This window comes from Anaerohalosphaera lusitana, from assembly GCF_002007645.1.
Taxonomy (GTDB): Bacteria; Planctomycetota; Phycisphaerae; order Sedimentisphaerales; family Anaerohalosphaeraceae; genus Anaerohalosphaera; species Anaerohalosphaera lusitana.
Genome location: NZ_CP019791.1, coordinates 3,849,561 through 3,863,621, shown reverse-complemented (window position 1 = coordinate 3,863,621; position 14,061 = coordinate 3,849,561). Strand labels below are relative to the sequence as shown.

Here is a 14,061-nt window from a genome sequence, read left to right as displayed (position 1 = left end):
CTAAGGGGCAAATAATGCATAACAAAAAGGCTTTTACTCTAATTGAATTGCTGGTCGTGATTTCTATCATAGCGTTGCTGCTTGCGATCATGATGCCTGCTCTAGGTAAAGTCAAGACAATGGCCAAGCGTGTCTACTGCGCGAATAACATTAGAAGTCATTCGCTATACCTGAAGTTGTATGCGACTGACAATGACGGCAGATATCATTCTCATGGCGACCACAGCCCCGAATACGCAAGAAGTAACGGCAGTAATGACAGTCTGTATCATGCGATGATCCCCTATATCGATGATCTGGATGTAATGCTGTGTCCGGTCATACGATCAATTAGGTCCGGAGATTCGATTTTTAAGAATCCCGAATACTTACATGAGAACGGTGCATATGGGGGTTGGGGTTCTGTTGATCTGGACGCTGGACAGGATCCGGCCAATATTACAAGCCCATATATGTGGCTTGCAAATTATACCTACTTTGGAGAGGAACCCAAGTACAGTTTCAGGGATGATGAAGGCAACATGGTCAACAACCCGGTTCATTGGCCAAAGAATGATGGAGAGGCGACGTCTCGGACTCCTATCTTCGCACATCGTGTCAGCAATGCGGCAGGTGGTAGCGGGCATTTCTGGGACCTTTCACATGGTGGTAACCTGGTAGAAATGGATACTAAGTTTAACGTGTTTTCAACCGCAACTGACAATCCCTTGGGATACGGTGATGGAAGCGTCACATACAACAAGAAATCTGAAATGGAACCCAGAGCTAATGCAGGAGCTGCGGGAATAATATTTTATTAGTGGTGTTTTGCGGGAATTGTAAAGAGAGCAAATAGACAATTAAGTTTGTAGACGCGTAATTTGTCAGGATTGAAGGTATTTTGTTCTTTTGCTTGTTGGGTCAAGTGGGACGGAAATTATCGCGGTGGTCTCTTTTCTAAATGCAACAACTGGGTTGCGGATGATATGCGGATCTAGAGCTATGCTCTTACACAAGAAGATGTGGTTGGCCTTACCTATCCAATCACCGGTGAAGAGGTTTACGTTCCTCCGCCTGCACTGGATATTGCATATGGTGATACTGGCCTGGTCAAGGGCGTTGATGGATTTGAAGGCTACTGTGTAGTCAACCTGTTTGACTTTGCCGAATTCGTCGCTGTCTGACTCGAATGCGGTTTGTATCCGGTAGAATCCTGTAACTAAATTGAATTAGCAAGTTAAACTACAAGGGGCGTACCTTTCAATATTTAGCGGAGAGGTACGCCTTAGCTCTACAAAGATGCATTAAAGTAGACTTTCAATTTTAGTATGGAACGTAATTTAATAATTGGCTGCATGGGTTCGATGGCTGGCAATAGAATATTTATTGTTTGGGAGACGCAAGGGTGAAAAAACAGGTACTTATTTGTATCTCATATATTTGCGCAGCAGGCGTCCTCCAGGCCATCCCGGTAGCCGATAATTTTGACGACGGCGTGCTGGATACCAGTAAGTGGATCTCGCTGGATAAAGACGGGGCCTTCGTCACCGAAGCCAATGGCGTGGTCATCTTCGGCACAACGGATGATACAAGGCCTTTTCTTGTGACTCAAGGAAGCTGGGATCCTGCTGTGGAGGGGACGTTGACGGTTACCGGTACTGTATATATTGCTGCCGACGAAGCTATGGTGGTCTGGACACGTTCCAATGGTGAATATGACTCCGTGGGATGGCCAAATAATGGTGGTGTTATAGGTTCCGGGTTACGTTTCTCTTTTGCTAATAACGAGTATAACGTAAATATAATGACCAAAGAGGATTCCGTGGGTTGGAACGCTATCAGCAGTATGACTAAAAACATAGAAAACCTGAGCGTTGTTCCCGGCGATTGGTATTTTACAGTCACCGATAACGGTTCGCAGGTTAGCATCGAAGTTGTTAATGCTGCCGATCCAGCCAACTATGCAACCGCTACCGCTAATACTAACTTCATGCCGGCTGTAACCAGCAACAAAGTTGTTTTTGGTGTATCCGCGGGGGAACTGGACAATATTACTATCGCAGGAGAAGGCGACGGAGATCTGACAGAGTGCATTGAGTGGGGGTATCAGATCAGTGACTTGAATAAAGATTGTAAAGTCGATCTTTCTGATTTGGTCGTTTTTTGCAGTCAGTGGTTAAACAGTACCTTACCTTAAGGGCAGGGTGTAATAATGGGCGATAATCTGAAAAAGTATGAAAGGTCAATTACGGTGAAAGCAGACAGGCATAAAATGTACAGGAATTTATTAGTTATTTTTATTTCATGCGTAATTACTGCTGTTCCGGTATTTGCCAGCTTTGATCCGGACAGCATCACCGGCCTGCAATTCTGGCTGGACGGCAACGATCTGGATGGCGACGGAGTCGCAGAAGGAAGCGGCGAGGCCGGTATTTCAGATGGATATGCAGAAAGCTGGACGGATAAGTCTGCCAGTGGCGCCGATGTCTCAGCCAGCGGTACGGCAAGACCAGCTATTGGTTCCTGGCCTGTGAATGGTAAGCAGGCCGTCAGATTCGTTGGAAATGATGATCTGATGACTGGCTCGAACTGCCCCAGCGGCAGCAGCATGACGATATTTGCGGCCGTTTATGCTGAAGGTGTCCATGATATAGCAAGTAATATCCTTTTAATATCAGGTTCCGGAGCATGGGCCCTGCAGATGGATTCCGACCAGACTATTCACGGACGTGTCTGGTACAACAACATAAATTACGGTAAGGCCGTTACAAATGCTTTGACGTACCAGACACCCTATTGCATTTCCTATGTGTACGATGAAGACACGGTACGCTCTGATATTTATCTTAACAGCCAATTGCAGGGAACCGCTTCAACAGTTGCCATTCCTTCGGCCACAGGTGATGTCTTTATCGGAAACCATTCCGCGGCGGTACGTCCCTGGAAAGGGTTGATCGGAGAGGTATTGATCTATTCAGGTGCCTTATCGAGTGCCGACTGTCAGCAGATCGAAACCTATCTAAGAGATAAGTGGGTTGATTCTCATTCCGTTGGACAGGTATTCCCGCCTTCGATTACAGTTTATGAAGAAGGCGAAACTTCGGATTCATTTACCCTTGCCCTCAAAGGAGACACTCCACCGGTTGGAGATGTGACCGTTACCGTGGATCCGGCTTACATCACAGGTACAAAAGATGACATCAAACTGAGTTCCGGTACTGTTGCGGGTAACTGGGGAGAGGCGATATCTTTGACCTTCACACCGTCAAATTACACTACTGCGCAGACGATAACCGTTACGCCTAAGGATGACACGCTCACCGAGGACCGGCAGGAACAAGCCAAGATCGGTTTTATCGTAACCGGCGGTGGGAGTGAATTCGAAGGCGGTAATATCCCCGAGGTTAATGCTACCATCTATGACAACGAAGGGCTGCCCACGCCTAGACCTGCCCAGTTGGCCTGGCAGAATGCTGAATTCGGATTGGTTTATCATTATGACCTGCATGTTTTTGACGGGCAGGATTACGTTCAGAGTGAGAATCGGGTTACAAAGATCCCGATGGAAGACATCGATATGTTCAATCCGGTGGAATATGATATGGATCAGTGGATCCAGACCGCCGTCAAAGCCGGCGCAAGATTTGCGATTCTCACTGCGAGCCATGAGACGGGTTTTCGTCTCTGGCAGTCGGATGTCAATCCGTATTCCATGAAAGCTTTACAATGGCAGAACGGCCAGGGTGATATTGTACGGGACTTCGTTGATACATGCCGTAAGTACAGTATCGAGCCCGGGATATACATGGGAACCCGCTGGAACTCGTATCTTGGCGTTTACGATTTCCGGGTTACCGACAGAAGTCCTGTTACTCAGGAAGAATACAACGCGTTGATCGAAGCGGAAGTAGAAGAGATTTGCACCCGCTACGGCGATCTTTTTGAATTGTGGTTCGATGGCGGCGCGTTCGGCGTTGAGCAGGGCGGGCCGGATGTGTTATCTGTTTTTGAAGCTCATCAGGACAACTGCCTTTTCTATCACAGTCTGGATCGGGCCGATGCCCGCTGGGGAGGCAATGAAGACGGAACCGTTGCTTATCCGCACTGGGCGACAATGCCCTGCGGTCCTGGAACCTGCGGCGATTACAGAACCCTGAAGCCGACCGGCGACCCTGACGGTCAATGGTGGTGCCCAGCAATGGCGGACGCTCCATTACGTGACCATGAGTGGTTTTGGGAGCCGAATGACGAAAACAAGATCGAATCGCTTGATGACTTGATGGACATGTATTATAAGTCAGTCGGACGCAACTCAACCTTGATCCTCGGCGTTACTCCGGATGACCGCGGTTTGATCCCGGAGGCGGATGTACAGCGTCTTACGGAGTTTGGTGAGGAGATCAGGAAACGGGTGGGCTGGCCCGTTGCGGAAACGGAATCGACAGTCGAAGGTGATACTGTCGAACTGGTCCTGCCTGAACCAGCACAAATCGACCACGTTGTCATCATGGAAGATATCGAGTTCGGTGAACGTGTTCGGGAATATGTTGTGGAGATGTCAAATGATGATGGAGCCACCTGGCAGCAGATCGCTTCAGGTATTTCCGTTGGTCATAAACGCATTCAGCGTATAACTCCCGTGACCGCTGAGCGAATCCGACTGAGAATTCTGCAATATGTGGCGCCGCCAAAAATAAAGAAATTGGCGGTTTATGGCCCTGATATGCATTGCGGGGCTCAGGGCTATTTGGATGCAGATGTAAATCGTGACTGCTTGGTTGATCTTGAAGATTTCAGTATCGTGGCAGCCGACTGGCTTGCCAGTGCTCAATGACAATGCTTGACAGTATGAAACATACTTGTTGCTAATAGAAGGAAGAAATAAATGAATCGCAGAGATTTTCTAAAACAGACTTGCATGTTAGGTGCATCGGCAGTGTTGGCAGGAAGTGCCATGACTTCAAGAGCATATGGCGGGGCCAATGCAAAAAAACCGAATATCATCTTTTTCTTCATCGACGATATGGGCTGGCAGGACACCTCTGAACCATTCCACACCGAGGTGACTGCTCTCAATCAGCGCTATCACACTCCAAACATGGAGCAGCTTGCTGATTCGGGAATGAAGTTTACTCAAGCATATGCTTGTGCTGTTTGTTCACCATCACGCATCAGCTTGATGACAGGTATGAACGCCGCTCGTCATAAGGTGACTAATTGGACGCTTCGGCCCAATGCTTCGCCCGACCACCCACATCCTACCCTGAATCCGCCTGCCTGGAATGTCAACGGCATCAGCCCTGTGCCGGATGTAGATCGCACAGCTTATGTCAAGACGCTTCCGATGTTCTTACAGAAGACCGGATATCATACCATTCATGTTGGCAAGGCTCATTTTGGAGCCGATGGTTTGGCAGGAGAGATGCCGGAAAATCTGGGCTTTGATGTTAACATTGCCGGCCACTGCGCCGGCGGTCCCGGAAGCTATCACGGGACTAACAATTTCAGTGCGGCCTTCCGTAACGGTTCACGTATCTGGGATGTGCCTGATCTGGAAGAATATCACGGCCAGGACATCTATTTGAACGAAGCTCTGACGATCGAAGCCCTGGAAGCGGTGGATCAGGCCGTTGCGGCTGATAAGCCGTTCTATTTGTACATGTCTCATTATGCAATTCACGCTCCATGGGAAAAAGACAATCGCTACTATCAGAAATATATCGATGCGGGCCTTGACGATTTCGATGCAACGTACGCTTCGATGATCGAGAGTATGGATAAATCCCTGGGAGATATTTGCAGTCATTTAAAAAGCAAAGGTATTGATGACAATACAATTATTCTGTTTATGACGGATAACGGTCAGCCGTCACAGGCTGATCGCAACCTTCCTCTCAGGGGTCACAAGCTGACACCTTATGAAGGAGGCTCTCGAGTCCCTGCGATGGTGAAATGGCCCGGCGTTGTCGAACCCGGCTCAGTTTGTGATGATTACATCATTATTGAAGATATCTTTCCAACGATCCTGGAGATGGCGGGACTGAAAGATTGCCCCCAAATAGGCGGCAAAGTCGATGGTGTCAGCTTTGTCCCATTGCTAAGACAGAAACCGGGTTATCCAAAAGATCGCGCCGTATTCTGGCATTTTCCGCATAATTATGGGACCGGCAAACCATACAGCTCGATTCGAAAAGGTGACTGGAAATTGATCTATTTCCATGCCGATCAGCGGTATGAGCTTTATAATCTGGCGGAGGATATCGGCGAAGCGAATAATTTGTTCACGCAGAGAAAGGATATTGCTCAGCGTCTGGTAGAGGAACTGCGTCTGTTTATGATCGACGCTGAAGCCCAGATGCCGACTTACAAAACCTCCGGCAAGCCTGTTCCGTTGCCTGCTTTCATTGACTAGAAGGTGTTCGAACTCATCAAAAACCAAATGAAGATTTCGGTGAATTCGCATCATCATAGCAATGCCAACCTCAGTCAAAAAAAGGGCAGCAATATAGCAACCTGTAAGTAAACCAAAAATGCCAGCAAACTCAAAAGTTGCAATTCTGATTGATACGTCACGTGAATACGGACGAAATGTCCTTCGCGGCATTGCGAACTATGCTCACGATTACGGCCCATGGATATTTTACCGTAAACTGCCGTTCTATCGTGTCGAGACGGGCGAAAGAGAACCAACGCTGAAAATGCTCAAAAAGTGGGGCGCTGATGCCGTCATCATGCGTCAGCCAAAAGACTCTAAAACACTTACAGAACTTAAAATTCCCGCCATCATCTCCCCATACACCGGAGAGCCCGTCCCAAATACAATAACTGTAGATGGCGACCACGATGACGAAGCGTGTCTTGCTGCGGAATACTTCCTCGACCGCGGCTTTAGAAACTTTGCATACGTTGGCCTCGATCGCTTCCTCTGGTCCCGCGCTCTCGCCGAATCATATGAACGCCATCTCGAATCAACCGGTCGACCTGCCCACATCTACACTCCGCCTACTTCGCCAAAAAAACGTTACTGGCTCAACGAACAGAAGGTCCTCGGCGACTGGCTGAAAGCCCTTCCCAAGCCCCTCGCTGTTTTCTCTTGCACCGATGAAAGGGCACGTGATGTACTCAATGCGTGCAGGATTTCGGGCATTACCGTTCCGGACGATGTTGCCGTCTTGGGCCTGGACAACGATCCTATGGTTTGCAACTTTACATTCCCACCTCTCAGTTCCATCGCCCGTTCTGTCAAAGCCGCATCATATCGCGCAGCCAAACTGCTCGACCAGCAGATTGCTGCCAACCGTCCAGACTCCCGGATCGTGCTCCACCGCCCGCTCCGAGTTGTAACACGCCAGTCAACCGACATTCTCGCCGTATCCGACACTGAACTCTATGTCGCTCTAAACTTCATCCGTAATAACATCCATAAAAACATTTCGGTCGAAAGCGTCGTCCGCGCCACCTCGCTTTCTCGCCGTGCTCTCGAATTGCGTTTTACTACCGAACTGAATCGAACCATCGCGGGACATATTCAGAAAACAAAAATCCAGGCGGTCAAGGATCTGCTGGTCCGAACTGATCTGTCCATCGCTGAAATCGCACATCGAACCGGGTGTTCCTCCCCCGCATATCTCTCCACCTCATTCAAGAAGCAAACCGGCATGAGCCCAATACACTACCGGCTCCAAAATCATGATACGTAAGCAGCTACTTTGTTTAAGTTGGGATACATAGGGTTTCTCTCTGAGATTTGATGCCTGTCTTTGCGCAAAATCGAAAGAGAATTATGCAATATGCTATTTATGGTACCCTGAGTTGATGCTATCCTAATAATAGTCTGGCAAAAGTATATTTTGCTGACGAGTAATTTTACATTGCCGCGCAAAGGTTTTGAGAAGGAGTTTCTGTCATGAAGAAGTCTGGTTTCACACTTATCGAGTTGCTGGTGGTCATTTCCATAATTGCCCTGCTGTTAGCCATTATGATGCCCGCTTTGGGGATTGCAAAGGAAAGAGCCAGGAGGATCTACTGCTCTGCAAATCTTAAAAATCTCTCTATGGCGTGGTTCACCTACCAGTCGGAAAATGGCGGCAAGCTTGTAGGCGCCAGTACTGTAAATGGAGCTGATGGAGACTGGGTAAGTTTGCCCGAGGATAATGATGGCAACAAAATTTACCGGGATGATTGGGACTATACAGATGTCAGTGTTGAGTACAAGCAGAATGGCATAGAGCAGGGAACTCTCTGGGAGTATTCCAAAAATCTCGGTTCGTTCCATTGTCCAAGTGACAAAAGAGACAAGGACCCCTCACAGCAGGCATGGCGAAGCTATCAAATTCAAACGAATATGAATGGTCAATCCTATGGGCCCCTCGCTGACACAGAAGACATTGTCAGCAGATTTACGCAGATCAGGAATCCGTCCTCAAAATACGTATTCGTAGAAACCACGGATTGGAGGGGGATGAATCTGGGCAGCTGGCGTATTTTGCCCAATACCGATGAAAGAATGTGGAGAGATCCTCTCTCTGTCAGGCATGGTTCATACGGTTGCTTTGGTTTTGCTGACGGGCATGCAGAAAGCCATAAATGGGTCGAGGAGAGCACATTTGAAATGTCCGAGACACAGAAGCACAGCACAAGGTTGCATGAGGACGAAGAAGGCGTTGACCTCGAGTGGGCTCGAAAACATGCAGGTGGAACCAGGTAGTCAAATTTTACGATTTGGCATTTGTGCCCTGATGATGGTACTTGAGTTATCCGTCTAAGGGCTTATAATTCGAAGAATGCATATTAGAAACATAGTGTTAATAATAGCCCTTCTGCTTATCTTCGCAGGGATTGTTCAGGCCAATGTGGCTGTTGAGATCAATCCGGCAAACGCCACTGTTCCAGGCCATACTTATGAATTTAGCCTCGGTTACACTTTCACCGTTGATTCCGAAACCACAGTTACTGAACTGGGGAAGTTTGACGTTGACGGTGACGGCATGGCAGCCGATGCCTCAGCTTGCCTGTTCAACTGGGATACCGGTGAAAAGCTTGCCGGCACCGTGATCTCCGCGTCCAGCACCGGCGAAGCAACAGGCGGGATCAATACGCATTTTGCAGCGATCGATCCGGTGATTTTGCGCGCGGGTACAACGTACATGGCAGCAGTTGAAGTGGGAGCCCACGAATTTATGTATGGATCAGGAATTGCCGCCTGGGATGAAAATATTAACTGGATCGAAGGAAGAGCAACTGGGCTGGAAAATCCGGCAATGCCTGATACTGCCGATGCCGCGACTTTTGAAATCGCCCGTGATATTGATGATTGCTATTTCGGGCCTAATTTTAAATTTGATGCAGATGGCATACAGCAACCGGACCTGTCATTGTCCCAGCCCAAAACACGTGCGGTCTTCCAGCGTAACGATCATGATATTGCTATGGTACCGGTGCAGGGCACTTATGCTGATCCACTTACGCTTATCGAGGCTCGGGCAGTTGTGATGGACGGTTTCAGTGGTTCTCCTTCGGATTGGCAGATTATCGATGAATCGCCAATCGGAGGCAGTTTTTCAGGTACTTTATCTGTTGCTGCAGGCGGCTGGTATTCCATAGAAATAAGGACGTTCGACGGCGAAACACCGGGACCGACGGCTGCCGTTGACCGTGTGGGAGTTGGCGAAGTTTTTATCATCTCCGGCCAGTCGAATTCGGCCAACTTCGGCCAGCCTAAAATGACGCCCACCCATGACACGGTTTCGGCCTGGACCGGCAGCAGTTGGCGCCATGCCTATGATCCCCAGCCGATAGCCAATGGAAACAATGGTTCGCCCTGGTCGAGGTTGGGTGATATCCTGGTCGCAAGATTTGATGTGCCGATTGGTTTTGTCACAACCGGCATCGGTGCAACCCGCGTGGGTCAATGGGTGCCCGGTACACCTTACTATACTCGGATTCGATCGGCCATCGAGGATATGGGTGAAAACGGCATGCGGGCGATCCTCTGGCACCAGGGTGAATCTGACAGTATTGCAGGTACATCCGCATCGGTCTATGCGAGCCGTCTCAATTCAATCATCGCCCAAACACGTGTCGATGCCGGTTGGGATGTGCCCTGGGGAGTTGCTCTGGCGTCTTATCATCCTTACTCTACATCAGCTCAGGAAGCAGAGGTTCGTGCCGGCCAGGAGTCGGTGATTACCGGCGATCCGCTTGTATTTCAGGGAGCCGACACCGATGATTTTCATAATCTGGGCTGGCTTGCCGATTCGGTCCATTTTGATGGCACCGGATTGCTGGAACATGCCCGCTGGTGGGAAGTTTCGATTATTCGAACATTTTTCCCCTGCGATTTCGAGCCGAACGGCAAGGTTGATCTGTCTGATTTCGGCTTGTTGGCTGAAAACTGGCTCGACAGCAATTGTAAAAGCGTGTCCGCCTTCAGTTACGGCTGTAATGATTGCGATTTAAATAATGACGGCAAAGTAGACATGCTTGATTTAGATGCGTGTGCATATAATTGGCTGGATTGATAAGAACGTCTCACACTTGGCACGTTCTAGCTGAATATTTTAGCAGTTAATGAGGCTCCAACAATTTTTGAGATAAAGATATACGTGGAGTGATTTGATGACCAGGAAAACTTTAGCAGCAATTTTTTCTGTATGTATTGCTCAGGTTTTAATGGCTGAGCCGCATAGCTCAGTTGCCCCCCCTGAGCCTTACGGCCCGGTTCCAACAGCCAATCAGCTTGACTGGCACGAAATGGAATATTACGGCCTTGTCTGTTATGGCCTGAATACTTACACGGGCCAGGAGTGGGGATACGGTGATGTCTCTCCTGATGTGTTCAAGCCGACTGATCTGGACACGGACCAGTGGGCACGCGTCGCCAGTCAGGCCGGCATGAAAGGTCTGATACTTGTAGCAAAACACCACGACGGCTTCTGTCTATGGCCGTCGAAAACTACTGACTATACCATTGCTGCGACTTCTTGGAAAGACGGCAAGGGTGACATCCTGGGTGATCTCGCCGAATCATGCCGAAAGTACGGCCTCAAGCTGGGTGTGTACATCTCTCCATGGGATCGCAATCATGCTGAATATGGGCGTGAAAAATATATTGAGGATTATTTTGAACAATGGCGTGAAGTCCTGACCCATTATGGGCCGATCTTCGAGGTCTGGTTTGACGGGGCCAATGGCGGAACCGGTTACTACGGTGGGGCACGGGAGCAGCGAACAATCCCCAAGGGATACTACCAATTTGAAAAATTGTACACGATAATTAAAGAAAGACAGCCCAACACGATATTTTTCGGCTATCTGCCGGGTGTGACCGAGGATACCTGTCGCTGGGTGGGAAACGAGGCAGGCCTGGCTCCTGTCACCAATTGGTGCCGATTCGATGACTCATCCTCACACGACCTGGAACTGCTTGGAACCGGGCTGAAGGATGGAAAGTACTGGATGCCTGCCGAAGCGGACACGACGATCCTGCATCCGAAAAAGTGGTACTACAATCCCAATTCGAAACCGCGTACTCTCAGGCAGTTTGTCGATCTTTATTACACGACGATCGGTCGCAACGCCTCCTTCAATCTCGGCTTGTCAATTGGTCCGGAAGGCACAATCCCTGAACGCGATGTCCGGGCGATGCTCGCCCAAAAACAGTACCTCGATAAGGCATTTGCCTACAATCTTGCCGTTAAGGCAGACATCACTGCCAACAACCATAGAGGCCAGGACGTCTCTTACGAGCCTGAACAGTGTGTAGACAGTGACCCCGTGAATACTTATTGGGCGAGCGATGACGGAGTCAAACATGCCGGTTTAATATTTGATTTCGAAAAACGCATAGCCTTTAACAACTTGCTGCTGCAGGAACATATAGCCCTTGGACAGCGTGTCCACAAATTTACACTTGAAATTGACAAAGATGGCAACTGGGAGCAGGTTGCCGAAGGCACGACGATTGGCTATAAGCGCATACTGCGTTTCGATACTGTAAAGACAGCGAGAGCGAGGCTGACTTTACAGACAGATGCACCTTGCTTGACGCTTTCAAATGTTGGGATCTACAATGCCCCGCCTATTATGTCTGATCCGGTTATGAAATCAGATCTAAGCGGTTCGGTCTCCATCACCGGCCCGGAAGATGCGTCAATTTATTATGCGGTCGGTGACCGACCAGCTTCGGATAATTTCAAGCTTTACACCGGCCCGATTGACCTCGGCAATGGCGGTATCGTCAGTGCCTATGCTCTCGATAACGCCACGGGCAGCGAAAGCGGCATTGTCCGCAAGCAGTTCGGTATCTCAAAGTCCGAGTGGAAAATCATCGATTGCAGCTTCCCAAACAAGGGTGACGCCTCTGTCAAAAATCTTATTGACGGCAATGACAGTACCATGTGGCATACGCATGGCCCTGCAGACCGCGTCAAACCGCCTCATTTCGTAATTATTGATATGGGCCGTGCTGTCGAAGTTGCCGCTTTTACCTGCATGCCCCGTCACGACGGCAGCAGCATAGGCCTTGTGGATCGCTATACTCTGCATCTCAGCAATGATGGTGTTCAGTGGGGCGATCCCATTGCTGCGGGTGAGTTTGAGAATGTCAAAAATAATCCGATCCGGCAGACGGTAAAACTGGCAAAGCCGGTCAATGCACGCTATATAAAATTTGTTGCTGAGCATGCAGTTGATGCAAACGACTGTGTTGCGATTTGTGAATTTGGTGTAATCTCAGATAAGTAAACGATAGGAAGGGTAGTTTAGTGCTTCACGATCCCAGTCACCATACTCCTCCGCCAGTTGCGGCTGAAATTAAACTGACGGACAATGATGCCGATATTCTTCGCCGTCTGGCAGGGGAAGTTGCCCAAATAGCATCATTGCCGGTGCATAAGGAAAAGGCTCGGCTTTGGACAAAGCTCAACGATCTGCAGTCCGAGCGACCGATGGTTTGGATCAACGAGATCTGCTGGAATGAGATGAACGTCAATGATGAATTGGCACTTCGTTGCGAACACCCCTGGGCACGAGATCAAGAGGACCAGTTACGCAAAACGATCTATCAGTGGAGACATATGCCTGCGGACATGATCGTCAACGATTTCCTCGTCTGTCCACTCGCAATTCACAGCACGGACTTTGGCATCATTGAAGATGTCGATGTTGTCAAAACCGACGAGACCAGCGACGTCGTCTCCCGACATTTCAACATACAGATCAAAGAACCGGAAGATATTGAAAAGATCAAACTGCCGAAAATTACTCACAATGAGCAGGCGACCGAATTCAGCTACCAGGCAATGTGCAAGGTTTATGACGGCATCATGCCTGTTCACAAGCAGGGGCAGACGCATATCTGGTTTACGCCCTGGGATTATCTGATACGCTGGTGGGGCATCCAGGAAGCGATGATGGACATGATCATGCGGCCGGAAATGGTCCACGCAGCGGTCGATCGCATGGTGGATGCGTGGATGGTGGAGCTGGACCAGTTCGAGCAGCAGAACCTCCTTGCACTTGACAATAACAATACGCGTGTCGGTTCCGGCGGATACGGCTACAGCAGTGAACTGCCCGGCGACAATTATGATCCCGATCATGTGCGGCCGCACAATATGTGGGGTTGTTCAAACGCCCAGATATTCTCCGAAGTCTCACCGGATATGCAATGGGAATTTGCCATCAAACATGACATGCGTTGGCTCGAACGTTTCGGCCTGACATACTACGGCTGCTGCGAACCGCTGGACAGGAAGATGCATATTCTGCGCAGGATCCCGAACCTGCGAAAGATCTCGACCAGTCCCTGGTGCGACATCGAGCGGATGATCTCGGAGGTCGGCAGTGACTATGTCATAAGCCAGAAGCCCAGTCCCGCGATCCTGGCTGAAACTGATTGGAATCCCAAACAAGCTCGTCAGAATATCAGGGAAGTCCTCGAAAAGGCGGACGGCAAATGCCATATAGAATTCATAATGAAAGACATTTCGACTGTGCGCTATGAGCCCCATCGGTTATGGGAATGGTCACAGATCGCTATGGAAGAAGTGTCCAGATATTAATTATTAAAAGGTTTAGAGT

10 protein-coding genes are annotated in these 14,061 nt (G+C 49.1%); all 10 read left to right on the top strand.

Annotation, left to right across the window (positions count from 1 at the left end):
- Positions 1-14 precede the first annotated feature (14 nt).
- The 10 genes from STSP2_RS15650 (at position 15) to STSP2_RS15610 (ending at position 14,042) form a co-directional block, all read left to right on the top strand.
- Entirely contained in the window at positions 15-800 is a 786-nt protein-coding gene (locus STSP2_RS15650) for a type II secretion system protein (RefSeq protein ID WP_146663666.1), read from the top strand.
- Positions 801-1,001: 201 nt separating this feature from the next.
- Positions 1,002-1,163 carry a hypothetical protein gene (locus STSP2_RS17405; RefSeq protein ID WP_169853279.1) on the top strand — a complete coding sequence of 54 codons (162 nt, stop codon included), beginning with the start codon at positions 1,002-1,004 and terminating at the stop codon, positions 1,161-1,163.
- A gap of 221 nt (positions 1,164-1,384) precedes the next feature.
- Positions 1,385-2,176: a hypothetical protein gene (locus STSP2_RS15645; protein WP_146663665.1), complete on the top strand. Its 792-nt coding sequence runs from the start codon at positions 1,385-1,387 to the stop codon at positions 2,174-2,176.
- A gap of 15 nt (positions 2,177-2,191) precedes the next feature.
- Complete coding sequence (locus tag STSP2_RS15640; protein ID WP_146663664.1) at positions 2,192-4,813, top strand: alpha-L-fucosidase; 2,622 nt, start codon at positions 2,192-2,194, stop codon at positions 4,811-4,813.
- Positions 4,814-4,864: 51 nt separating this feature from the next.
- Positions 4,865-6,391, top strand: coding sequence for a sulfatase (locus STSP2_RS15635; protein ID WP_146663663.1), 1,527 nt, complete (start codon positions 4,865-4,867; stop codon positions 6,389-6,391).
- Positions 6,392-6,509: 118 nt separating this feature from the next.
- Positions 6,510-7,679 (top strand): AraC family transcriptional regulator, encoded by a 1,170-nt coding sequence (locus tag STSP2_RS15630; protein WP_146663662.1) that lies wholly within the window; start codon positions 6,510-6,512, stop codon positions 7,677-7,679.
- 206 nt (positions 7,680-7,885) lie between these two features.
- A complete protein-coding gene (locus STSP2_RS15625; protein ID WP_146663661.1) occupies positions 7,886-8,686 on the top strand; it encodes a prepilin-type N-terminal cleavage/methylation domain-containing protein in 801 nt (266 codons plus the stop codon).
- 145 nt (positions 8,687-8,831) lie between these two features.
- Positions 8,832-10,499: a sialate O-acetylesterase gene (locus STSP2_RS15620; RefSeq protein ID WP_169853278.1), complete on the top strand. Its 1,668-nt coding sequence runs from the start codon at positions 8,832-8,834 to the stop codon at positions 10,497-10,499.
- Positions 10,500-10,596: 97 nt separating this feature from the next.
- On the top strand, positions 10,597-12,723 hold the full coding sequence (locus tag STSP2_RS15615) for an alpha-L-fucosidase (protein WP_146663659.1): 2,127 nt from the start codon (positions 10,597-10,599) through the stop codon (positions 12,721-12,723).
- 20 nt (positions 12,724-12,743) lie between these two features.
- Positions 12,744-14,042 (top strand): hypothetical protein, encoded by a 1,299-nt coding sequence (locus tag STSP2_RS15610; RefSeq protein WP_146663658.1) that lies wholly within the window; start codon positions 12,744-12,746, stop codon positions 14,040-14,042.
- Positions 14,043-14,061 lie beyond the last annotated feature (19 nt).

What these genes read in the sequence shown, in the direction of transcription:
- STSP2_RS15650 (WP_146663666.1), top strand. Translation starts at nt 15, where the DNA reads ATGCATAACAAAAAGGCTTTTACTCTAATTGAATTGCTGGTCGTGATT.
- STSP2_RS15640 (WP_146663664.1), top strand. Translation starts at nt 2,192, where the DNA reads ATGGGCGATAATCTGAAAAAGTATGAAAGGTCAATTACGGTGAAAGCA.
- STSP2_RS15635 (WP_146663663.1), top strand. Translation starts at nt 4,865, where the DNA reads ATGAATCGCAGAGATTTTCTAAAACAGACTTGCATGTTAGGTGCATCG.
- STSP2_RS15630 (WP_146663662.1), top strand. Translation starts at nt 6,510, where the DNA reads ATGCCAGCAAACTCAAAAGTTGCAATTCTGATTGATACGTCACGTGAA.
- STSP2_RS15625 (WP_146663661.1), top strand. Translation starts at nt 7,886, where the DNA reads ATGAAGAAGTCTGGTTTCACACTTATCGAGTTGCTGGTGGTCATTTCC.
- STSP2_RS15615 (WP_146663659.1), top strand. Translation starts at nt 10,597, where the DNA reads ATGACCAGGAAAACTTTAGCAGCAATTTTTTCTGTATGTATTGCTCAG.